Annotated in this window: 20 protein-coding genes; 13 read left to right on the top strand and 7 right to left on the bottom strand. The window is 70.6% G+C overall.

The window, feature by feature from the left end:
* Positions 1 to 61: 61 nt before the first annotated feature.
* The 4 genes from AC6EXY_RS21745 to AC6EXY_RS21730 all read right to left on the bottom strand — a co-directional run bounded on the left by AC6EXY_RS21745 (position 62) and on the right by AC6EXY_RS21730 (position 2,710).
* Positions 62 to 850 carry a phytanoyl-CoA dioxygenase family protein gene (locus AC6EXY_RS21745; RefSeq protein ID WP_207770318.1) on the bottom strand — a complete coding sequence of 263 codons (789 nt, stop codon included), beginning with the start codon at positions 848 to 850 and terminating at the stop codon, positions 62 to 64.
* 51 nt (positions 851 to 901) lie between these two features.
* Positions 902 to 1,564 (bottom strand): hypothetical protein, encoded by a 663-nt coding sequence (locus AC6EXY_RS21740; protein WP_101832134.1) that lies wholly within the window; start codon positions 1,562 to 1,564, stop codon positions 902 to 904.
* A 269-nt stretch (positions 1,565 to 1,833) separates the two neighbouring features.
* Positions 1,834 to 2,277: an ester cyclase gene (locus AC6EXY_RS21735; RefSeq protein WP_101832133.1), complete on the bottom strand. Its 444-nt coding sequence runs from the start codon at positions 2,275 to 2,277 to the stop codon at positions 1,834 to 1,836.
* Between the two features lie 133 nt (positions 2,278 to 2,410).
* Positions 2,411 to 2,710: a YiaA/YiaB family inner membrane protein gene (locus AC6EXY_RS21730; RefSeq protein ID WP_101832132.1), complete on the bottom strand. Its 300-nt coding sequence runs from the start codon at positions 2,708 to 2,710 to the stop codon at positions 2,411 to 2,413.
* A gap of 176 nt (positions 2,711 to 2,886) precedes the next feature.
* Here AC6EXY_RS21730 and macS point away from each other — a divergent pair, with 176 nt between their 5' ends.
* The 4 genes from macS to AC6EXY_RS21710 all read left to right on the top strand — a co-directional run bounded on the left by macS (position 2,887) and on the right by AC6EXY_RS21710 (position 8,695).
* On the top strand, positions 2,887 to 4,227 hold the full coding sequence (gene macS / locus AC6EXY_RS21725) for a MacS family sensor histidine kinase (protein WP_499817866.1): 1,341 nt from the start codon (positions 2,887 to 2,889) through the stop codon (positions 4,225 to 4,227).
* Positions 4,214 to 4,951 (top strand): response regulator, encoded by a 738-nt coding sequence (locus tag AC6EXY_RS21720; RefSeq protein WP_499817867.1) that lies wholly within the window; start codon positions 4,214 to 4,216, stop codon positions 4,949 to 4,951. The genes macS and AC6EXY_RS21720 overlap by 14 nt, the downstream gene beginning before the upstream one ends.
* 250 nt (positions 4,952 to 5,201) lie before the next feature.
* Positions 5,202 to 7,547 (top strand): DUF4062 domain-containing protein, encoded by a 2,346-nt coding sequence (locus AC6EXY_RS21715; RefSeq protein WP_133150679.1) that lies wholly within the window; start codon positions 5,202 to 5,204, stop codon positions 7,545 to 7,547.
* A complete protein-coding gene (locus tag AC6EXY_RS21710; protein WP_499817868.1) occupies positions 7,544 to 8,695 on the top strand; it encodes an argininosuccinate synthase domain-containing protein in 1,152 nt (383 codons plus the stop codon). Before AC6EXY_RS21715 ends, AC6EXY_RS21710 begins: the two co-directional genes overlap by 4 nt.
* A 66-nt stretch (positions 8,696 to 8,761) precedes the next feature.
* On the opposite strand, the gene AC6EXY_RS21705 is transcribed toward AC6EXY_RS21710, so the two are convergent.
* Positions 8,762 to 9,235, bottom strand: a complete 474-nt coding sequence (locus AC6EXY_RS21705; RefSeq protein WP_101832127.1) for a MarR family winged helix-turn-helix transcriptional regulator — start codon at positions 9,233 to 9,235, stop codon at positions 8,762 to 8,764.
* Between the two features lie 76 nt (positions 9,236 to 9,311).
* Between AC6EXY_RS21705 and AC6EXY_RS21700 the strand changes: the two genes are divergently transcribed.
* The 3 genes from AC6EXY_RS21700 to AC6EXY_RS21690 all read left to right on the top strand — a co-directional run bounded on the left by AC6EXY_RS21700 (position 9,312) and on the right by AC6EXY_RS21690 (position 12,188).
* Positions 9,312 to 10,415 carry an epoxide hydrolase family protein gene (locus AC6EXY_RS21700; RefSeq protein WP_101832126.1) on the top strand — a complete coding sequence of 368 codons (1,104 nt, stop codon included), beginning with the start codon at positions 9,312 to 9,314 and terminating at the stop codon, positions 10,413 to 10,415.
* 329 nt (positions 10,416 to 10,744) lie between these two features.
* Positions 10,745 to 11,863 (top strand): Fic family protein, encoded by a 1,119-nt coding sequence (locus AC6EXY_RS21695; protein WP_499817869.1) that lies wholly within the window; start codon positions 10,745 to 10,747, stop codon positions 11,861 to 11,863.
* Positions 11,864 to 11,933: 70 nt separating this feature from the next.
* Entirely contained in the window at positions 11,934 to 12,188 is a 255-nt protein-coding gene (locus AC6EXY_RS21690) for a hypothetical protein (RefSeq protein ID WP_499842399.1), read from the top strand.
* Here the strand turns inward: AC6EXY_RS21690 and AC6EXY_RS21685 are convergent.
* Positions 12,172 to 14,106: a serine/threonine-protein kinase gene (locus AC6EXY_RS21685; RefSeq protein ID WP_101832124.1), complete on the bottom strand. Its 1,935-nt coding sequence runs from the start codon at positions 14,104 to 14,106 to the stop codon at positions 12,172 to 12,174. The two genes, AC6EXY_RS21690 and AC6EXY_RS21685, sit on opposite strands and share 17 nt — an antisense overlap.
* Positions 14,107 to 14,441: 335 nt before the next feature.
* On the opposite strand from AC6EXY_RS21685, the gene AC6EXY_RS21680 reads away from it, so the two are divergent.
* The 3 genes from AC6EXY_RS21680 to AC6EXY_RS21670 all read left to right on the top strand — a co-directional run bounded on the left by AC6EXY_RS21680 (position 14,442) and on the right by AC6EXY_RS21670 (position 19,014).
* Positions 14,442 to 15,248, top strand: a complete 807-nt coding sequence (locus AC6EXY_RS21680) for an SAM-dependent methyltransferase (RefSeq protein ID WP_499817870.1) — start codon at positions 14,442 to 14,444, stop codon at positions 15,246 to 15,248.
* A gap of 176 nt (positions 15,249 to 15,424) precedes the next feature.
* Positions 15,425 to 17,056, top strand: a complete 1,632-nt coding sequence (locus AC6EXY_RS21675; protein ID WP_133150678.1) for a DHA2 family efflux MFS transporter permease subunit — start codon at positions 15,425 to 15,427, stop codon at positions 17,054 to 17,056.
* A gap of 170 nt (positions 17,057 to 17,226) precedes the next feature.
* On the top strand, positions 17,227 to 19,014 hold the full coding sequence (locus tag AC6EXY_RS21670; protein WP_101832122.1) for a GMC oxidoreductase: 1,788 nt from the start codon (positions 17,227 to 17,229) through the stop codon (positions 19,012 to 19,014).
* Here the strand turns inward: AC6EXY_RS21670 and AC6EXY_RS21665 are convergent.
* Positions 18,992 to 19,381: a hypothetical protein gene (locus AC6EXY_RS21665; RefSeq protein WP_101832121.1), complete on the bottom strand. Its 390-nt coding sequence runs from the start codon at positions 19,379 to 19,381 to the stop codon at positions 18,992 to 18,994. The genes AC6EXY_RS21670 and AC6EXY_RS21665 overlap by 23 nt on opposite strands.
* Between AC6EXY_RS21665 and AC6EXY_RS21660 the strand changes: the two genes are divergently transcribed.
* From AC6EXY_RS21660 to AC6EXY_RS21650, 3 genes are all read left to right on the top strand, one after another.
* Complete coding sequence (locus AC6EXY_RS21660) at positions 19,371 to 20,123, top strand: hypothetical protein (protein WP_101832120.1); 753 nt, start codon at positions 19,371 to 19,373, stop codon at positions 20,121 to 20,123. The genes AC6EXY_RS21665 and AC6EXY_RS21660 overlap by 11 nt on opposite strands.
* Positions 20,124 to 20,221: 98 nt before the next feature.
* Positions 20,222 to 21,220, top strand: coding sequence for an alpha/beta hydrolase family protein (locus AC6EXY_RS21655; RefSeq protein WP_101832145.1), 999 nt, complete (start codon positions 20,222 to 20,224; stop codon positions 21,218 to 21,220).
* A gap of 85 nt (positions 21,221 to 21,305) precedes the next feature.
* On the top strand, positions 21,306 to 22,130 hold the full coding sequence (locus AC6EXY_RS21650; protein WP_499817871.1) for an acetoacetate decarboxylase family protein: 825 nt from the start codon (positions 21,306 to 21,308) through the stop codon (positions 22,128 to 22,130).
* Positions 22,131 to 22,286: the final 156 nt, after the last annotated feature.

The raw sequence follows: 22,286 nt of genomic DNA, 5'->3' as shown, positions 1-22,286 counted from the left end.
CTACCCGATCCGCTCCCGCGCCTTGCTGGTGGCGGGAGTGGGAGGTATCCGGAGAGCCGCTTCAGCCTGCGAGACCCCGTCTCACGGCGCGTTCGACGGGGGAGTAGGCGCCGTCGGCGCGGTCGAGGTCGAGGAGACCCGCCGGGTCCAGCGGCGGCTGAGCGAGGAAACGCGGAACGGAACCGCGGTGGCGTTGCGCGGCGTGGATGAGGAACGGATGGCAGAGGTACACGTCGCCGGCCTGACCTGTCGCGAGAGCCTGCGGCCGGTCGGGACTGTCCAGCTTTCCCGCCGCGTCCATCTCCTGGCACAGCTTCAGCATGTTGCGGCCACGCTCGCCCGCGGGGGCCAGAAACGGTACGACGTCGAGGTGTGATCCCGCTTTGACACGGGTGGGCGCGTCGTCCGGGCCCACGTCGGAGAACAGGAACAGCATCAGCAGGGCGCGATCGCGGGAGAGGATATTCAGCCAGAACCACGTCTCGCCGTCCGGCAGGTAGCCGCCGTCCATATGCCAACCCGCGTCGCCCGGGTCGTCCGGGTGCGGAAAACGGATGGGGAAGGTGCCGATGCCGCTGCGCGGCCGCCACCGCCCGGCGCCGACGAGCTGGTCGTACGCGCTGCGCAGCCGCGGCGCGTTGGCGGCCAGCCCGAACGGCGGCTCCCCGCTGCCGTCGATACGGATGACAGGCTGTGTCCAGCTCGACGGATCGTCGGGATCCAGGCCGGTCATCCGCCACAGGATCGACCGGCACTCGTCGGCCAATGCTCGTGGGAACGCCTCCGGGACCCGGACGAAGCCCAGGTCGACAAACGCCTCGATCTCCTCATCGGTCAGGGTTGGCCGCACGACCACCACCTTCGTCCGGGCATCATGGGCACGCAAAGGATTTTCGGGTGATCAGCGCCAGGGGCCGGCACGCAGATGGATGCCGTTGGCGTGGAGCTGGCGGATCTCGAGTGCGGCGAAGGCGGTGGCCACCACCGCCGAGGTGATCCCGAACGCCAGCGAGGCGGTGCTCTGCGCCAGAGTGGCCTTGTCGAACAGCGCCGTCACCACACGGTCCTGGATGCCGGTGATGTCGCATCCCACCAGAATCCACACGGTGACCACGGTGAGCAGGGGTGGGAGAAGCGGATGCGCCGTCCCGGCGAAGAAGAAGGTGTGTGCCGAGACGAACAGGGCGGCCAGAGAGGCGAAGAAGAGGACCACGTAGAGAGCGAGGCCGAGCAGGCCCAGAATCATTGCTATGAGGATCGGGAAGGAGGCTGCCAGTCGGTTGAGGTCCAGCATCTTTTCGGCAGCCCATGTGCCGAGGAAGGGCGTCGTTGCCGCCAGCATCACACCGAACGGCAGCGCCATCGCCGAACCCGCGGCCCGGCGCTGATCCCTGTCCACCGCCACGAGAACCGTGGTGAGGACCAGCACGAGGAGTCCCGCGCTGAGAAAGAAGAGGGTGACCCATCGAGCCACCGCGTTCTCGACGTAGTCGCCGAGGGAAAGAAGATCGAACTTCACGACGAAAAACGCGTAGGTGATGAGCTCGGCGGCTTTGCGGGCCACCGCGAGCCCGTTGATGTCGCCGCTGTCCTCGTCCAGAGTGACACCTCTTCGGCGTTTATGCGGTCAGAACTTCGGTAAACCGCTCGACGGTCGGCCAGCAGCCGCCTTTTCACCGTACCGGGGGCCTCAGCCGGACGCCATCGAATATCCGCCATGGACGTCTGCTCGTAGCGTCCTCGTGTGCTCGCGCCTGTTGCCGGCGCGAGCAGGCCGAGCAGGAGAAGGCCGCGGATCCAGCTCGGGAACACTTCGTGGACGTCAGAAGGCGGTTACGCGGCCGGTAGTGGGGTGCTGCCCGGAACGAGCACGCCGAGGCTGAGAAGCGCGGTCAGCTCATCGGAGATCACCCAGATGGAGCTGATCCGGCCGTCGGTGATCCGCAGGATGTCGGTGGCCCGGATGGACACCTCCTGCCCGGTCGCCGGCACCGGTCCGAGCGCGGTGGGCAGCGGGCCGACGTGTCGTCCGTGCAGGTAGAAGCCGATCGCGAGACGGTCGGGTGTCTGCACCTGCTCGATCAGCTCGTGGCGGATGTCGGCCAGTGCGGCGTGCAGCGCCCGGGCGCGGGCGATGAGGTCGGCGGCGGTCATCGGGGTCCCGTTCACCGGGACCGGGTCGGTGTACAGCTCGCGGAACGCGCGCACCGCCGTCTCGTCGTCCGCGGGCAGGCCGTCGCTCCACAGCGACAGCAGTCGCGTGATCAGATCCGTCATGGCGCCAGTGTGTCGCGCCGGAGCGCTCCTGACCTGCACCTGTCGGCAATCCGCATGGCTCGACCGGGTCAGCCCGCGGGTGACGGGGCGGCTTCCGGCACCGCGATCACCTGGGCCTTTCCGGGTGGCGCAGTCAGTGGCCGATCGGTTCCTTGTAAGGGTCGTGTTCCGAGAGGTACCGCTCCAGCCTGACCTGGTCGACCCGGCTGACGACCGCGGAGGCCTCCTGCTGGTCGCGTACGCATTTGGCGAGGGTGAACGTCGACGTGATCACGTACAGCAGGCCGAGCAGGAGGAAGCCACGGATCCAGGCGCTGCCCGGCAGATGCGCGATCGCGTAGGTCACCGAGATCACCGAGATACCGAAGGAAAGCGCGGCCTGGACGAGGAACGCCGTGGTGGTTCTGGGAGCGGGGGGCTTCGCGGAGGACATGCACCCAGTCTGGGTGGGTCGAAGTCGGTTGGCCTGAGTCGTCGTACTCAACTTCTGGCTGGTCTCCGAGCGGCCGCACGCCCGCCGTACGCCCGATCTGCCCGAGTAACCATGGGCTCGTCGCTGTCCTCGTCGCGTCACGAAAGGGGACTTTCTGTCACACTTGCCGGGTGCGGATGCCGCGGGGCCCGGGCCCGGGCCGCCCGCGCGGGCCGGACGGCGTGCGCGGCGCGATGTGGCGGTCGCTCGCGGTCTTTCGCCTGGTGGCGGTGGTCTATGCCGTCGGGACGGTCGGGCGTGATCTGGGGCGGGCGCCGCATCCAGGCGGTGGACTCGCCTGGTTCGGAGTCCTGGCCGTCTGGTCGGCGGTGATGACGGGGCTCGCACCCGCGCTCGACGCCCTCGAACGCCCTCAGCCTCGCACTCGGTCTCGGCCGTGGCCGAGACCGCGCGATGGCCTGGTCGCGGCCGACGTCCTGGTGTGCGCGGGGATCACGCTGACGACGCACGCGGCGGTGAGCCCGGCCGGGTCCGGCGATGTCCTGCCCGCGCTGTGGTCGGCGAGCGGGGTGTTCAGCGCGGCTCTCGCCGGCGGTACGGTCGGCGGCGCCGCGGGCGGTGTGGTACTGGCGGTGGCGTCTTTCGTCGCGAGTGGGTCGGTGAGTGACGGCTCGGTCCGCCCGGCGGTCCTGTACGTCGTGTCGGGCATTGTCGTCGGCTACCTCAGCGCGGCCGCCATCCGCGCTGAGGCCGCGTTGTCGCAGGTCCTGTCAGTGCGAGCCGGCGAGGCCGAGCGGGAACGGCTCGCCCGCGACGTGCACGACGGCGTCTTGCAGGTTCTGTCCCTGATCTCCCGGGAGGCTCCGCGCGGCATGGCGGCGGCCGAGGTGGCCAGGCTCGCGGCCGAGCAGGAGGCGGCGCTGCGCGATCTGCTGCGCACATCTCGGCCCCCTGCAGTGACCTGTCCGAGCCATCTGAACGGGTCCGGGGCACGACGGGGACACCCAGGCCGGGCGTCACGCTCCTCCCACGACTCCGACCACGCCGATGTGGATCTGGGCGCGCTGTTGATGGCTCTCGCCCACGCCTCGCACCCACCGAGGGTGACGGCCGGCCGGGCGGCCTCCGGGGCCGGACCGGCGACCAGCGGGGGAGCCCTCGAGGGCACCCCGGAGGTCGTGACGGTCTCCACCCCGGGCGTGCCCGTGCACCTGCGGGCGGACCATGCCGTCGAGATCGTCGCCGCCGTGCGGGCCGCACTGCGCAATGTGGTCCTGCACGCCGGCCCTGGGGCCTCGGCGTGGTTGCTGGTCGAGGACGACGGCGACGCCGTGGTCGTGACCGTCCGCGACGACGGTGTCGGCATCGAACCCGGCCGGGTCGAGCAGGCCGCCCGGCAGGGACGCATCGGTCTCGCGGTCTCCATCCGTGGCCGGATCCGGGATCTGGGCGGCGAGGCGGTCGTCACCGGCCGGCCGGGCCGGGGAACGGAGGTCGAACTGCGTGTCCCACGCTGACGAGTCGGATCGGGAGCCGGCCGGGCGGGTGGTCGTCATCGACGATCATCCGCTGTGGCGCGAGGCGCTGAGCCGGGATCTCGCCGCGGCCGGCTTCGCGGTCGTGGGCACCGCGGACTCCGTCGCGCAGGCGTTGCGCGTGCTGGCGGCGACCCGTCCGCGCCTTGTCGTCCTGGACCTGGGGCTGCCGGACGGCTCGGGCGTCGAGGTGATCCGTGCCCTGATCGGCTCGCCCGGTTCGCCGTTCCCCCTCACCGGGACGCCGGCATCGGTGCTCGTCGTGTCGGCGTCCGGGGAACAGGCCGATGTGCTCGACGCGGTGAAGGCGGGGGCGTCCGGTTATCTGCTCAAGTCGGCCCGGCCCGAGGAGCTCGTGGACGCTGTCCGCCGTACCGCGAGGGGGACTCCCGTCTTCACCGCGGGTCTGGCCGCCCTCCTCCTCGGCGAGAACTCCCGGGCCGCGCGCGCCGCCGGTACCCGATCGGGTACCGGCTCGTCGTCGGCACCGCGGCTGACCGAACGGGAGATCGAGGTGCTACGGCTGGTCGCGAAGGGCCTGTCCGCCCGGGACGCCGCCAGCGAGCTGGGTGTCTCGCACCGGACGGTCCAGAACCACGTGCACAACGTGCTCGGCAAGCTCCAGCTTCGCAACCGCGTCGAACTGACCCGCTTCGCCCTGCGTGAAGGTTATGACGAGGACGCGGGCGGCGACGGCGTCCGCTGAGCGTCGCCGGCTCGGCCAGGCCCGGCCTCGATCCCGTGGCCTGGACATCGCGGGCGGCCCGCGCCGGTGGGGGCGCGGGCCGCCGCGAGCGTTGATCGTCCCCCCGAGAGACGATCAAACGTCCGAGGAGCCGGCTGCCGGCAGAGCTGCCGAGTGTCAGTGCGTCAGAACGCCAGAACGCCAGAACGCCAGAGACGACGGCGACCGCATACGGCCGTCGTCCCGCTGTCGCGCTTCGAGATCAGTGCCTGTGCGCGCCGTCCCGAAGGCGGTCGACGCGATACTGGGCGGCGCGCAGCCGCTCCGCGTCCGCAATGTCGCGGCGCTCGTCGGCGAACCTGGAAAGGATGAGAAGGAAAACAGTGCCGAGTGCCAGCGCCAGGGAAATCGCCAGCAGCACAATGAGAAGCTGGGTCATTGGGACTCCTCTCTCCGGCCCTACTGTGCAGGTAGCCCCCGTTGGTACCGGCTGTGGTCCGGCCTAGCTTCGTGCCGTACAGTTCATAGCGTCGCGGATCCGACGAAGATCGGCAAGCGGAGATTGATCGGATGTGACGGTGAAGAAAGGGGGGAGGTGATGAGTCGGAACGAAATCGGAACGGACGGGGAAGGAATTCGGAAAGCCCTTGTCGCGGAGCTGATGCAGTTGCGCAGAGGCCGCGGTCTGTCACTGGCCGCGCTGGCGCAGCGCAGGGGCCTGCTCGTCGCGCTCCAGGACTGGAACCGGGCGCTCGGTCGCCCGGACTCCGTGACCGCCGCGCTCGAGCTGTTGCGCGACTCGTTGGTCGAGCTGGGAACGGGAGCCAAGGCCCGCTCGCTGCGCAACGCGCTCGCGGTCCCCGAGCCGCCGTCGGACGCGGCGGCCGGCACGACCGCGATGACCTGGCCGGGCCGTGATCCCGGTTACCTCACCGCACGTCGCCGCCAGCTCGCCGAGACGCTCAGACTGCATCCGGACACGATCGAGAACTATGAGAACGAGGCCATCGACGAGCTCGCCCTCAAGATTGTCGAAGGGCGGGCGCAGGCGTATCCCGTCAGCCAGGCGCCGCCTACCCCGCTGGGCATCACGGTGTTCGTGGGTGGCACCTACACCGACCTGATCGATTATCGGCGGGCGGTCGCCGACGCGGTCGCCGGAAGTATGGCCGACTACGGCGTGAAGGTGACCACGGTCGGGGACCGTGCGGAGGAACCCGGGCAACCGGCCGCCGCCGCGGTGGACGCGTGCGCGGTCTTTATCGGCATCTTCGGGCACACGTTCGGCGTGCCCTCCCCGTACCCGACCCGCTCGGTCGCGATGGCCGAATATGATCTTGCCCGTGCCGCGGGCAAGCAGGTGCTTGTCTACCTGGCCGACGAGAGCCTGCCGGTGCCGCACGACATCGTGCCCGCCGACGACCTGCGTGAGCTGCAGGCGGATTTTCGCGACGAGTTGCTGCGCCGCCATCCCGCCCGGCTGTTCACCAGCCCGGCGGACCTCGCCTTCCGGGTTACCGTTGATCTCGCCCGGGTGGTGGGGCAGCGGAACGCGCCGGCGCAGACCTACGCGGTGTTCGATTCGGATCTGGTCGGCGTGCGCGATCTGGTGGACACCGGAAATCCGACCTCCCGTGCCCAGGTGCAGGGATTCCTTGGTTTCCTGGCGGAATCCTTCCAGCCGCTGTTCACCATCGACCGGTCGTCCTACGGCGCGCATCCCCTGCTCCGGGAGGCGGGGAACCGGCTGAGTGACCTGCTGCCGGAGTTCAGTCTTTCCGCGCAGGACGGTGTGATCAGCCGTACCGGGGTGCGACATGTCATCCTGCGGACGGAGACGGTCGTCCAGTTGCTGCGGCTGCTGCTGCCAGACCGGGCGGACCTGCTGGAGAACGCCGCGCAGAGGATCGGCGCGGGCGCCGCCCGGGACCTGGTCGAGTTCGTGCTGCGCGGCGGCCGGTTCGTGCCCAGCAGCCCCGAGGCGTTCGTCGCGCTGTGGAACTACTGGGACCGCACCGGCGGCTGGGGCACGTACACGCTGGAAAGCGTCACGCGGGACTCCTGGAAGATCATTGTCAGGCGCAGTTTCCTCCGCGCGGCGGACCCGGCTGAGACGCTGGTGCTCGCGGCGTTCTGGCGGGGTTACATCAAGGGCTTTCTCAACGAGTCGCTGCCGCAGATCTCGGCACTCATGCTGAATCTGCCGGAGCAGCAGCGGGCCACGCACCTCACCATGCCGGCATCCGCCCATGTGAGCACGGTGGAGTACGAGACGGCCAGAGGAGACGACGACTCGTTCTTCGTCACCTTCGACCGTGGCCCCTTCTTCGCCGCCCTGCGGGCGCTCATCGCGAGTAGTTACCACCGGGATCGGCAGGAGTACGCCGATGCGGTGATCCATGCCCGGGAGGCGTTTCACTCCGGCCGACTGGCCGGCCCGGAAGAATTCCGTCGGGTCGTCGTCGAGTTACGACTCGACGAGAGATATCCTGCCGCGATGGCGGCGCTCGAGACCTTCATGACCCCCGTGGAAGACGTGGATCTCGCCGCTGACTGCTTTTTTGTGGCGAACCTCGTCGTGCAGAATCTACGTCAACAGCGAGAAGAGAAGTCATGAGCAAGCTTGTCGTGAGCCTGGCGGATATCGACGAAAGGTTTCTGGGCGAGAACCAGGTGATCTGCCTCTTCAGCGGCGGACTTGATGGTACGTTCCTGTTGCACCATATCGAGTCCGTGTTGCCGTCGGCGTCCGTGCTGGCGCTCACCGTCGAACTGGGCGGTGGCGACAGCGTGCGCGCCAGCCGGGTGTGCGAGCGGCTGGGGGTCGAGCATCTGGTGCTGGACCGGACGCATGAGTTCCTCGCGGGCTACGCCTTCCCCGCGGTGGCCGCCCAGGCCGTCTACCTGGGCACTCATCCGATCTCGGCCTCGTTGACCCGGCCGCTGATGGCCCAGGTGGCCACGGCGCTGGCCCGCGAGCGCGGCTACGACGCGGTGCTGCACACCGCTGACGGCACCCAGAACAGCCTGCGGCGCTTCAACCAGACCTTCGCGGCCCTGCGGTTCGACGGCAGCTACGGATCCCCGTTCGTCGTCGACGCGCCCTCGCGCGAGAAGAAGATGCTCAGGCTCGTCGACAGTGGGCTGGGCGACCTGATCCGGCCCGAGTCCGGGCTGTACAGCACCGACATCAATCTGTGGTGCCGGGAGTTCGAGGCGGCCGGCCTCGACGACCCGGAGCGGATCGACGTACCTGAGTCGCTCTACACCTGGACGACCCCGGCGGCCGCGGAACCGGTGGACGTCGAGGTGAGTTTCCTCGACGGGGTGCCGGTCGCCGTCGATGGCCGGGAACTGGCCCCGGCCGATCTGGTCCGTGCCCTCAACGCGCTGGTCGGCGGCTACGGCCTCGGGCGTTACATCGGCCTGGAGGAGATCGAGAACGGAACGAAGGTGCAGGAGGTACGGGAGATGCCCGCCGCCCACCTGCTTCTCGACGCCTATCGCCGGCTCGAGCAGGCAAGCGTGGACGCCGCCACACTGCGCGAGAAGATGCATCTGGAGCAGATCTGGGTGCACGAGGCGGTCGAGGGACGCTGGCTCGGCCCGTTGCGCACCGCCGCGCAGGCGTTCATCACCTCCGTCGCCCAGACGGTCTCCGGGCGGGTGCGCTACCGCGTGTCCGGCACCGGCCTGGCCCCGCGAGCCGTGATCGCCACGCGCCCGCTCTACGTGCGCGACCGCGTCGAGATGCCGCAGCCCTGACCCTCTCGGCGGTCCCTGGCCATCGCGAGGCCAGGGACCGGCCGGGTGCGCGGCGCGGGCGCTTGATCAATGCGTGCGGTGGTGGTCGTCGAGGCGGCGCAGAAGCCGGATCAGCTCCGCGCGCTCGGGCGGGGTGAGCGGGGCGAGAAGGTCGGTCTGCGCGGCGTCGACGCGCCGGTCGAGATCGCGCAGGTGGGTGCGCCCGGCCGTGGTCAGGGTGACGACGTTGCGGCGGCGGTCGGTGGGGTCGGGGGCGCGCTCGACGTGACCTGCCTCGGTCAGGGCGGCGAGGACGGCGACCATGTCGCTGCGGTGGATGCCGGTGCGGTCGCTGAGCTGGGCCTGGCTGGCCGGGCCGCCGTCGCGCAGGGTGACCAGGGCGGCGTACTGCCAGCGGGTCGCGCCCGCCGTGGCGAGGTGGGCGTGGGAGATCCGGTCGGCGTGGAGCGCTGTGCGGCCGATCAGCCGGCTGGGCAGGGACCGCAGACGGGCGGGGACGGCGGCGGGGTCGATCGGCCCGTGACGGTCGTGTTCCGGCATGCACCGCATCCTAGGGGCTTGCGTTCGTCCCCCTAACGATTTAACGTTTGTCTCCCTAACGTTAGGAGGACGAACGATGAGTATCGAGCCTTTCCGGATCGCCGTGCCGCAGGCCGACCTCGACGATCTGCATGCCCGCCTCGACCGCACCCGCTGGCCCGACGAACTGCCCGGCGTCGGGGACGAGTTCGGCGTGCCCCTCGCCCGCGTCCGCGACCTGGCCGATCACTGGCGCCACCGCTACGACTGGCGCGCGGCCGAGGCCGAGCTGAACACCCATCCCCAGTACGTCACCGAGATCGACGGCCAGCGGATCCACTTCCTGCACATCCGCTCCCCGCGCCCGGACGCGCTCCCACTGGTGCTCACCCACGGGTGGCCAGGTTCGATCATTGAGTTCCTCGACGTGATCGAGCCCCTCTCGGTCGACTTCCACCTGGTCATCCCGTCGATTCCGGGCTGGGGATTCTCCGGTCCGACGCGCGAGCGCGGCTGGGACGTCGACCGGGTGGCCCGCGCCTGGGCCGAACTGATGCGCCGGCTGGGCTACCGCCACTACGGCGCCCACGGCGGCGACTGGGGCATGGCGATTTCGCGGGCGCTGTCGCAGCACGACGCCGAACACGTCGTCGCCATCCACCTCACCTACCTGCCGACCCCGCAGGCACCCGGCGATCCGGACCGCGCCGACCTGTCGGCCGAGGACCAGCAGCGCCTCGCCCAGATCGAGGCCTACCAGCGTGACCAGCCGGCGGTGCGCACGCTCAACGGCACCCGGCCGCAGACCCCGGCCTACGCCCTCACCGACTCGCCGGTCGGCCTGCTCGCCTGGCTGCTCGACCCGATGACGATGTGGGCCGCGCGGGACTTCCCGATCAGCGCCGAGCGTGTGCTGACGAACGTGACGCTGTTCTGGCTGACCGGCACCGGCGGCACGGCCCCGCGCCTGCATCGCGAGACCGGCGGGCGTCCGCCGCAGTGGCGGACCGTCCAGCCGGTGGGCATCCTCGTCCTGCCCGAGGACATCACCCGACCCGTCCGTCCGTACGCAGAACGCCGGCTGCCGATCCTCCGCTGGACCGAGGCCGACCGCGGCGGCCACTTCCCTGGCCTGGAGGTCCCCGCTCTGCTCGCCGCCGACATCCGGCACTTCTTCCTGACCGTCGGGATCACCGAGTGACCGCCCGACATCGGCACCGGAGCGGGTCAGGGCCAAGGTGACGGCGCCGCCCACGCCGCGCCCCTGTTAAAGTTTGAGGGGTCAACTTTTAACGGAGACCATGAACATGAAAGGTTGGGAGCCGCCGCGTGGCTCGCTATGAAGATCGGCGATGGGAGGCGGATCACGGAGCCCCGGGGCGCCGGGACCGCCGGGGCGGTCTCTACCGCACGTACATCCCCGATCCGCTCATTGGTCGGCCGCTGGCGCTTGATGCCACCCTCGACGCGCGGTGCGCCGAGGTCGAGGCATCGGTCCGTGCGCTGGCGGTGGGCGCTGGGGCGCGAGGGTTGGAGGGCCTTGCCCGCTTCCTGCTGAGATCGGAGGCGCTCGCGTCGTCCAGGATCGAGGGCCTTCAGGTCTCACCGCAGCAACTCGCGCTGGTCGAACTGGCGGAGTTCGAAGGCCTGCCGGTACGAGGCTTCTCGCAGAACGCCCGGCTGGTCGCCAACAACGTCACCGCCCTGCGACGGGCCGGCGGTGACCTGTCCGGCGCTGCGACGATCACCCGAGACGGGATCGTCGACCTTTATCGTGCCCTGCTGCCCGATCAGAAGCCCCCTGGCCCGCGGGACACACAGAACTGGGTCGGCGGTGGAGCCTGGAATCCGCTGGACGCCGAGTTCGTGCCGCCTCCGAGCGATTGTGTGCCTGATCTTCTGGATGATCTGGCTCGCTACGCATCGGGCGGCGGGCACTCGGCACTGGTACAGGCCGGATTGGTGCACGCGCAGTTCGAGACGATCCATCCCTTCAGCGACGGCAACGGCCGGGTCGGCCGTGCCCTGATCCACACAGTGCTGACCCGGCGCGGACTGACCCAGGCGGCGGTGCTGCCGGTGAGCCTCGTTCTGTTGACCCGCTCCGATGCTTATGTGGCTGGTCTGACGTCCTACCGCTACGACGGACCGCCCGACGGCGAAGCTGCGCGGGCGGGGGTCGGAATGTGGCTCGCGGGCTTTCTGGACGCGGTTGACCTCGCGGTTGATCAGGCTCAGGCGTTCAGCGCCGATGTCGCCGCGCTCGAACGGCTCTGGGCGGACCGGCTGGCGAGGCAGCGGCAGGCCGCGGGCCGGTCGTCGCGTGCAAGGGCGGGCTCGTCGCTGCGCCGAATACTCGACATGCTTCCCGAGACTCCGGTGATGACCGCGCGCACTGTCGAGCGCATGCTGGGCGTGTCGTTCCCTGCGGCAAGATCCGCGCTGGAAGAACTGGTGGCGGCCGACGTTCTCACCTCTCGTCAGGTCGAGCGCAACACGACGGGCTATCTCGCGCCCGAGATCTTTGACCTGCTGACCATCACCGAGCGACGCCTGGCCAGCACCCGTTGGGACACCCGTGAGGTGCTGCCTGGGCGGCCCTCTCCCCGACTTCCGGAACCAGCTCGGAATGGGTCGACGCGTACGTAGCCCTCGGGTGCTCGACCGGCCCCGCGGGCATGTTCCGGCGGGGTTGACGTTGCTCAGGCACGTGCTTTAGATGTTGGCCTGTCTGACGAGGTGGGGCCGATGCGAACATCACGACGTTGATGGCGCCCGCCGCTATGCCGCCGCGCCTCGCGGCTACGCGATGGCGGGCACCGGGCCGAACATGTCAGGGCGCGGCACGCTGCTCGAATACCTTGTCCTGTGCCTGGAGACGCTGTGCGGTCACTGGCTGCGCGCCGGCGAGGTGGTGCGCAACCCGGGGGTGCTCGTCGGGGAGCGGGCCGCCGGGGTCAGGAGCCGCGGGTGAGGACGCCGCTGGGGTTGCCGCTGCCGGGGATGTCGCTGGTGTAGCTCATCGTGCCGTCCGCCTGTAGGCGCAGCGTGACGCTGCCCCCGTGGGTGCAGACGGGCAGGCCCAGGACCAGCGGGTTGTTGCCGGTGCCGGGGACGTCCTGCAGTCGGACCCCGTCGCGGGCGTCGAGCAGGCTCATGTCGGCGGTGCAGCGGATCTGCGTGTCGCTGTCGCTGAGGCTGTTCAGCGCGTCGACGGCGACCTCGGAGTGCGCGACCGTCTGTCCGACCCGCCCGGCGCGCAGGTTCACGACGACGCTCTGCGGCAGGGCGGAACTGCCGCTGATCGTGCCGCGCCAGATGCCGACGTACCCGCTCGGGACCGAACCACTGCCCGGGGAGTCGGCCGGCGCGGTGCCGGAACGGGTGCCGTCGGCGGACCCCGACCCGGAGCCCGATCCGGACCCGGAGCCGGAGCCTGAACGGGACGAGGCCGGATCCGTGGCGGCCGATCCGGTGGTGCTGATGCGCGCGGCGACGTCGTCCGTGGACCCGTCGTTCGACGAGCGCAGGACAAGGAGCACGATCGCCAGCGCCGCCAGCACGACGACGAGAACGCCGGCGCCGGCCGCGATCGCGACGAACGGCAGCGTCCGGCGCGGCCCCGATCGCGGCGCCGGGCCAGGCGATGCCCACCGCGGATCCGTGCCGGTCGGTGCGCCGGGAAATCCGCCGCCCGGCGGCGGGGGTGTCGCCGGCGGCAGGCCGTGGCCTGGTGGGAAGTCGGTCGGTGTGCGCGTCGCGGCGGTGCTGAACGGGCCGGCGGGGGTTCCGCCGGCACCGGACGGGACGGAGACGGGGCCGGATGGGATGCCGAAGGTGGCGTGGGGACTGGGTGTGCCGGGCGAGCTGGGTGTGCCGGGCGGGCCGGGTGTGCCGGGCGGGCCGAGAGCGGGCGTCGGCCCTGGTCCTTGGCCCGGGTGGAGACCGGCGGTCGGCGGTGGCGGGGTGCCGGGAAGATCGGTGCGGACGGGCGCGTCGAGGTCGAGCAGGGCGACCGCGCGGCGGCTCAGCGCGGTGACCAGCGCCGGCGGCAGCCAGCCGGCGGTGATCAGGCCGGCGGCGCCGCCCGGGACGGCGGGGGCGAGCCGGGCCAGCACCGCGCGCGGCGTCGGCCGTCGTCCCGGAGACTTGTGCAGGCAGTCCGCGACCAGATCCCGCAGGTCGTCCGGGACCTTCGTCAGGTCTGGTTCCCGGGACAGGACCGCGTACATCGTGCCGGGCATGTTCGACGCCTGGAACGGGGACGTGCCGGTCGTGGCGAACACGAGCACGGCGCCGAGCGCGAAGACGTCGCTCGCCGGGCCGACGTCGGCCGTGCCGATCTGCTCGGGGGCCATGAACGCCGGCGAGCCGATCGGCGCGCCGGTGGTCGTCAGCACCGTCGCGTCGACCGCCCGCGAGATACCGAAGTCGATCACCCGCGGACCGTCCAGGCTCAGCAGCACGTTCGACGGCTTGAGATCACGGTGGACGAGGCCCGCGCCGTGCACCGCGACCAGCGCCTCGGCGAGCCCCGCGCCGAGCGCGCGCACGCTGTGCGCCGGCAACGGTCCGTGCTCGCGCACCGCGTCGTGCAGCGACGGGCCGGGGACGAACGCGGTGACGAGCCATGGCCGCGGCGCCTCGGGATCGGCGTCGAGCACCGGCGCCGTCCAGGCACCGCCGACCCGGCGCGCGGCCTCGACCTCCCGCCGGAACCGCTGGCGGAAGTGCGGATCGTCGGCGAGGTCCGGGCGGATCACCTTGACGGCGACCGTCCGCCCACCGGCGCTGCGGCCGAGATAGACCCGGCCCATGCCGCCCGCACCCAGCCGCCGTAACAGCCGGTAGTCGCCGAGCATCTCGGGATCGTCGGCGCGCAGAGCTTCCACTGCCGTCGTCCTCCCGGTCTGGCTCGACTTGTGCCGAGGATACGGGTGCGGTGAGCGACAGACCCCGGCGCCCGCCTCCGCGCTGCCGCCGTCGGGCCTCGGGCCACCGGCCGCGCGGGCCGCCGGCACATTCCGTTGTCGGCGCACGACGCGTCGGTCTACACTCACCAGCATTCCGCCGGGCGAAGTCCCGGCGGCCGATCTGGAGGATGCCTTGTGCCCCCCGGGCTCTGCCCGGGTCGCGTGATTCCCGGGCCTTGCCCGGGGTGCCCGCGACTCGTGGCCTTCGCATGCCCCGTCACAGCCTCCTGATCGGAAATTCGGAGCATCCTGCGTTGACCGAGCACATTTCGTCCGCTCACGTTCCCACCGGCTCCGTGCCGGCCACCTGGTACGCGGACTTCTTCACCTATCTGCCCAACGAGTTCTGGCGCCGGGCCGCCACCGAGCAGTGGACCGCCGCCGACGTCGACTTCGTCGAGAGCCGGCTCGGCCTCACGGCCGGGTCGCGGATCCTGGACGTACCGTGCGGCAGCGGCCGGCACAGCCTGGCGCTCGCCGCTCGCGGGCACCGGGTCACCGGCGTCGATCTGTCGACGGAGGCCATCGCGCACGCCAGGGCCGTCGCGCACGCCAGGGCCGTCGCCGCGGCGGCCGGGGGCACCGTACGGTTCGAGCACGGCGACATGCGTGACCTCGAGCGTCACGGTGTTTTCGACGCCGCGATCTGTATGGGTAACAGTTTCGGCTATCTGGACCTGGCCGGCACACGGGCGTTCGTCGATGCCGTCGCCCGGGCTGTCCGGCCGGGCGGCGGGCTCGTCGTCGATTTCGGTGTGACCGCCGAGTCGATCCTGCCCGGCTTCACCGGTGAGGCGAACACCATGGTCACGGGTGACATCACCGTGGTCGCCAAGGAGGAGTATGACGCCGAGGCCAGCCGGCTGATCAGCCGCTATCGCTTCAGCCAGGGAGCGCGGCAGCTCGAGGCCACGGCCATCCACCACGTGTACACCAGCGGCCATCTCGGCGATCTGCTGGCGACGGCCGGCTTCACCGACGTCCGCCGCCACGCCGATCCGGACGGCACCCCGTTCACCCTGGGTTCGGGACGGCTGCTGATCACCGCCCGCCGGCGGTAGTCGGCGACGAGCGGGCGGGCCCACCGCGGCCCGCCCGCTCGCCGCGTGGGTTTCGTCACCGTAGTCGGGACAACCCTTGATGTAGGCTAATTATTGCTTGACTGCAACTATTTTGCGGTGCGTCCGCTACTCGGCGTGGCATGGCCTGCCTGGGCGGCGGTGGCGGTGGGGGTGCGATGGCCGAGCTGACGCGAGGGCGGCGGATGCTCGTCCTGGCGATCTGCTGCCTGAGCCTGTTCATCGTCGGGCTGGACAACACGGTCGTGAACGTCGCACTGCCGTCGCTGCGCCGCGACCTGCACGCGTCCCCCTCGGGCCTGCAGTGGACGATCGACTCCTACACCCTGGTCCTGGCGAGCCTGCTGATGCTGGGCGGGTCGAGCGGCGACCGGTTCGGGCGGCGCCGGATCTTCCAGACCGGCCTCGCGCTGTTCACCGTCGGATCACTGCTGTGCAGCCTCGCGCCCGGGCTGGGCTGGCTGGTGGTCTTCCGGATGCTGCAGGCGGTCGGCGGGTCGATGCTCAACCCGGTCGCGATGGGCATCATCAGCAACACCTTCACCGATCCGAAGGAACGGGCCCGGGCGATCGGGGTGTGGGGCGCGGTGATCGGGGTGAGCATGGCGCTCGGTCCCGTCCTCGGCGGGACGCTGGTCGAGTCGGTGAGCTGGCGGGCGATCTTCTGGGTGAACGTGCCGGTGGGCGTCGCCGCGCTGGTGCTCGCCGGCCTGTTCGTCCCGGAGTCGCGGGCCGCGCGGGCGCGTCGGTTCGACCCGGTCGGTCAGATCCTGGTGATCGTCGCGCTGGCGTCGCTGACCTATGGGATCATCGAGGCGCCGGCGGCGGGCTGGCTCGCGGTCCGCACGCTCGCCCTGTTCGCGGTCACCGCGCTCGCGGCGGGCCTGCTGATCGGCTACGAGTCCCGCCGGGACGAGCCGCTGCTGGACGTGCGGTTCTTCCGGGCGGCACCGTTCAGCGGGGCCACCGGCATCGCCGTGTGCGCGTTCGCCGCGCTGGCCGGCTTCCTGTTCCTGAACACGTTGTACCTGCAGGAGGTCCGCGGCTACTCGCCGCTCGTCGCCGGGGTCGCCACCCTGCCGATGGCCGGGATGACAGTGATCTGCGCGCCGATCTCCGGCCGGCTCGTCGCCGGCCGCGGTGCCCGGCTTCCGCTCCTGATCGCCGGGGTCGCCATGACCGCCGGCAGCGTCATGCTGACCGGGCTGCGGCCCGGTACGTCGATGTCGTGGCTGGTCGGCGCCTACGTGCTCGTAGGGCTGGGATTCGGCATGGTCAACGCGCCGATCACCAACACGGCGGTGACCGGCATGCCACAGTCCCAGGCCGGCGTGGCCGCCGCCGTCGCCTCCACGAGCCGACAGGTGGGACAGTCCCTCGGCGTCGCGGTCATCGGCTCGCTCGCCGCCGCGCATGTCGCCGGGCGCGCCGCCACGGTCGACCCGATGAGCGCCGCCGGCTGGTGGACGGTCGTCCTGTGCGGCGTCGGCGTCCTCCTGCTCGGCGCCGCCAGCACCGGCACCTGGGCTCGGGGCACCGCCAGCCGTCTCGCCACGCGCCTGGCCGCGGGCGAGGTGAATCGTCCGACACCGGCGAAGGGCAGCACGGCTCCGCCAGGCGGGCCGGCCTTCGATCGTGTGTCCGCCGCTGGTCCGGCGTCTGGAACGGCAGGACCAGCCGCGGCGCGGACGGACGTGCCGTCGTCGGGGCCGTCCTTCGCGATGAAGAACTCGGTGTCGCGTTCGGAGAAAACGGGGTGCGCCAGCGACTCGGCGCCCAGCAGCCAGTAGATGTGGGCGAATTCGGTGAACGCGGCCCTAGGCCGCGGGTGTGGGTCGGTGCCGGTAGCGAGTAGTTCCGGGTCTGGGCTTGTCGGCCGGCAGCCGGGTGGCTTTACTACCCCGTGAACGCCGGGCGGGGTGGGCGTTCCGTATCGGGCCGGCACCGCCACGGGGGTTTGATGGCTACCAAACACGAACATGCCGACGTCGTCGTAGTAGGTTCCGGATTCGGCGGATCCGTCACCGCTCTTCGCTTCGCCGCTGCCGGTCGGAGCGTAATTCTCATGGAACGTGGAAAATCGTATCCGCCGGGTTCTTTCGCGCGGACACCGTCCGAGATGTCGAACAATTTCTGGGACCCGAGCAGGGGCCGGCACGGCCTGTTCGATGTCTGGTCCTTCCAGGACTTCGAGGCGGTGGTGTCGAGCGGCCTAGGGGGCGGTTCGCTCATCTACGCCAACGTCCTGTTGCGTAAGGACGCCAAGTGGTTTGTCCGGGACGCCCCCGCCGGCGAGGGCTACGAGAGCTGGCCCATCACCCGGGCCGACCTTGAACCACACTACGACGCCGTCGAACAGATGATGACTCCGCAGCGGTTCCCCCAGGGCCGGCCCGGGTACGAGGCCGCCCGCCGGGCCGACCTGCTCGCGCAGGCCGGCCGGGCCCTCGGCTTCACCGCCGACCAGCCGCCGCTCGCGGTGACGTTCGCGGCCGGCGGCGGGCCCCCGACCCCGGGGGCGCCGATCCCGACCCCCGCCTACGGGAACTATCACGGCAAACCTCGGATCACCTGCGTGCTATGCGGCGAGTGCGACCTTGGCTGCAACTCCGGCAGCAAGAACACGCTCGACCACACCTACCTGTCGGCGGCCAAGTACCACGGTGCCGATATCCGGACCCACCACGAGGTGCGGACAATCACTCCGCGTGACGGCGGTGGCTACGCCGTCGGCTACGTCGTGCACAACCCTGGCACCGCCCGGGCCACCGTCGACCTGTCGACACGCACCGTCACCTGCGACAAGCTGGTCCTGGCCGCGGGCACCTTTGGTACCACCTACCTGCTGTTGCGCAACCGGTCGGCCCTGCCGGGAATGTCACGGCAACTCGGCCGGCGGTTCTGCGGCAACGGCGACCTGCTCGGATTCGTCAGCGACGTCCCCGGGCTCCCGCTCGGGTCCTCGCGTGCCCCGGTCATCACGTCCTACGTCCGGGTACCGGACGCCCTCGACCACACGGCCGGCTCTGGCGGCGGCAACGGGGCCCGCCCGTTGTCGACCGCGACCGGGCGCGGGGTCTACGTCGAGGACGCCGGCTACCCGACGGCCGTGGAGTGGTTGGTCGAGGCGACCCAGGTGCACAGCACCGCACACCGGGTCGCCCGCGCCGCCGCAGCCCTGCTGCTGTCCCGGCTGCGGTGGGCCCCGTCGCGCCGGATCAGCTCGATCGTCGGGAACCTGCTCGGCCAGGGTGAGGTGTCGGCCGGTTCGATGCCGCTGCTCGGGATGGGGCGGGACCTGCCGCTGGGCGTCATGTCCGTGCGCGGCGACTACCTCCAGGTGGAGAAGTACCCGGCCGGGAACTGGCCGTACTTCACCGGGATGCGCGAGGTGATGGAAGGCCTGGCAGAGCAGCTCGGCGGGCGTTTCACCGACAACCCGATGACCTGGCTGTCCCGGGTGGTGACGGTGCACCCCCTGGGAGGGGCGTCGATGGGGGACGACGTCGTCTCCGGGGTCATCGACGGCTACGGCGAAGTGTTCGGCCATCCGGGGCTGTACGTGGCGGACGGGGCCGCGATGCCTGGTCCGGTCGGCGCCAACCCGTCGATGACCATCGCGGCGTTCGCCGACCGGCTGGCCGAAAACGCCCTGAGCGTCCCCTGGCCGAGAACAGCCAGCGCGCCGGCACTGCCGAGACCGGCCGCCCGACCGACGCCCAGCGTCAAGAGAGCGAGCATGTCTTGACCACCCGTTCGGCGAGTTCGAATGTCCAGACCAGCCTGTCCGGCCCGGCCGGACCGGCCCCGGCCAGCCCGAGGCGCGGATCCGGTGCGTCCAGCAAGGCCAGTCCTGTCGCCAAGGCCAGTCCTGCTGCCAAGGCCAGCACTGTGAGCAGGACCGGTCCTGCGAGCAAGGCCGGAGGGAACGGCAAGGTCAGCCGGCCGAGCACGACTCGCCGGCCGAGCAAGGCCAGCCCGGTCGGCCCGGCTCCGACCAGCCCGAGGCGCAGGTCCAGTCCGGCTGGCAAGGCCAGCCTGGTCAGCCCGGTCCCGGTCAGCCCGGTCCCGGTCAGCCCGGACGGCCAGTCCGGCGCGGTCGCTGTGCGGTTCACCGAGACGATGCGCGGCTTCTTCGCCTTTGACACGAACGATCCGCAGCGGGGCTACGACCAGGGCCGGGCCGACGGGACGGGGCTGTTGTTCCGGCTCACCATCGAAACCGACGACGTCGACGAGTTCCTCGCGAGCCCCCGGCACCAGGCGGTCGCGAACGGCCATGTCGGATGCGACGCGCTCGGTGGGCGACGGCCGGTCATCGACGGTGAGTTCAACCTGTTCGTGGCCGACGACGGCGCCACCCCCGGCAGCGGCCGTAACGGCGCCCAGCCCCGTGGCGCACAGCGCCGCGGTACCCAGACGCGGCAGCCGTCGCGCAACCGCCGGATGCTCTACCGGCTGCCGTTCACCGACGCCGCCGGTCATCCGCTCACCCTCAACGGCTTCAAGGTGGTCCGGGACGACGTGGGTCTGGACCTGTGGAGCGACACCACGACCCTCTACACCCGGATCTACGCCGGGCACGTCGGCCTTGGGCCGGGCGCCGATCTCACGACCGAGCCTGACGCGCGCGTCGTCGGGGCCGGGATTCTGCGGATCTACCCGCTCGACTTCCTGCGCCAGCTCACGACGTTCCGAGCCGACCCGGCCGGACTCGCCGGACTCGCCGGGCTGGCCCGGTTCGCTCGGTTCTTCCTCGGCGATCTGTGGCGGGTTTACGTCCCGTTCCCGCCAGCCCCGGCGCCCGGCGCCCCCGCATCGCGAGACCTCATGCCGAAGCCGGCGGGCTTTCGATGAGCCGACCCGCTCCACCTCGCCCGAAGGCGGACCGGCCGGCAGAACCCGGCTCCGCCCGGCGGAACCCCGCCACGCCGACCTTCGACGATGTCGTCGAGGTGACCGCGACCGACGGCCTGCCGCTGAACCTGGTCCATCCGCGGCGGGAGCAGCCGCCGACGCGCGGGCCGGTGGTGCTGGTCCACGGCGCGGGCGTGCGCGGCAACGTGTTCCGGGCCCCGGTACGCCGCACGCTGGTCGACGTCCTGCTCGACGCGGGCCACGACGTGTGGCTGGCGAACTGGCGGGCCAGCATTGACCTGCCTGCAACCGACTGGACGTTGGACCAGGCCGCCGTCCACGACCATCCGGCGCTGGTGAAGGCGGTCCTTGAGCGGACCGGTCGGGACAGCTGCCAGGCGGTGGTGCACTGCCAGGGCTCGACCAGCTTCATGATGTCGGCAGCGGCCGGGCTCCTGCCCGAGGTGGAGACGGTCGTCGCGAACGCGGTTGCGCTGCACCCGATCGTCCCCCGGTGGTCCCGGTTCAAGATTTCCCGACTGGCTCCGCTGGTCGCACGGGTGTTCGATGGCATCGACCCGAGGTGGGGCGACGACGCGCCGGGCCCGTTTGAGGCGGCCCTCGTCGGTGTTGTCAAAGCGTTCCACCACGAATGCAATAACGCGGTCTGCCGCATGGTCAGTTTCACCTACGGGACGGGGTTCCCCGCGCTGTGGCGGCACGAGAACCTCAACACCGGCACGCATGCGTGGGTCAGGACCGAATTCGGCCGGGTACCGATGACGTTCTTCGCGCAGATGGCCCGGTGCGTGGCGGCCGGGAGGCTGGTGAGCGTCGACGGGTTCGCTGAACTGCCGGCCGTGTTCGGCGTGGAGCCGCCGACGACCTCGGCCAAGTTCGTGTTTCTCCGCGGCGAACGCAACCAGTGCTTCCTCCCGGAGTCGATGCGTCGGACGTATTCCTACTTCCAGGAGCACCAGCCGGGACGGCACCGGCAGTACTCCTTCCGTGACTACGGCCACCTGGACGTCTTCATGGGCCGCCGGTCCGCTACCGACATCTTTCCGATCATCGCTCGGGAACTGGAGTCAGCATGATTTTCACGCCGCGCCGGGAACGCCGCCGCGCCGGGAACGCCGCCTCGCCGGCCGGCACGCACTCGTCGACGGAATTCCGTTCGTCATGCCGGTGAACTCGCGCACCAGCCCGGCGCTGATGGCGGCTTTCCCGCTCGACGCCGACGCCGCGGCCAACCTGCTACCCGGCGGCGAGGTTCATCCGCTGCGCCTGCCGAACGGGCGCGGTCTGCTCGTCATCACCGTCATCTACTACCGTGATACCGACATCGGCTCCTACATCGAGTTCTCGATCGCCATCGCCTGCACGCATGGGCCCCGGCCGCTGCCCCGGATGCTGACCGGGCTGGCGTTGCTGCCTGACTTCGCGCTCTCCCAGTACGTCGTCGATCTGCCGGTGAGCACGCTGGTTTCGGTGAAGGGCGGCAAAGGCGTCTGGGGAATGCCCAAGCACCAGGCAAACCTGGACTTCAACGTCGAGGATGGGATCATCTCGAGCCAGTACGACATCGACGGCGAGCTGGGTGTCCGGATCGAAATCGACCACCCCGGCGGTCCGCGGCTACCGTTGCGGGCGGCGGGGGTGAACTACTGCGCGTTCCGCGGGATGCTGATGAAGTCCACGGTCCGCTTCGCTTCGCCGGCCTATGTGGGAGCGTTCCGGCGGGCCCGGGCCCACCTTTACATCGGCTACGCGCCGCGGGTACGGTCGCTGCGTTCCCTCGGTATTTCCGGCCGGCCCTTGTTCACTGCCTACCTACCCGACAGCGGCGGCACGCTGGACGATCATTTTGAATCCTGGTTCCTCACCTCGACCGACAATATCACCTTTCGTCCGGAAGGTATGGAGAGCGTCGTCGACCTCGAACCGTCGCAGGAATGGCTCAAGCCGCCGAGCGCCCCGTACGGGCCGGAACAGTGGATTCCCTGATTGACCGGAGGTTTGTCTTCAGTCGTACTCGTCTGTTACCTGTAGGAGCAGGACCATGCCACCGGCCTGACGGGGCAGGCTGCCGTCAGCTCCGGGAACGGGGCAGCGGGCAGCCGGGTTCGCTCGAGCTGCCCGCTCCCCTGCGATCGGGGTGGT

Source organism: Frankia sp. RB5, assembly GCF_059816245.1.
The sequence above is the reverse complement of the archived record's forward strand: the minus strand, read 5'-3'. Positions and strand labels throughout refer to the sequence as shown.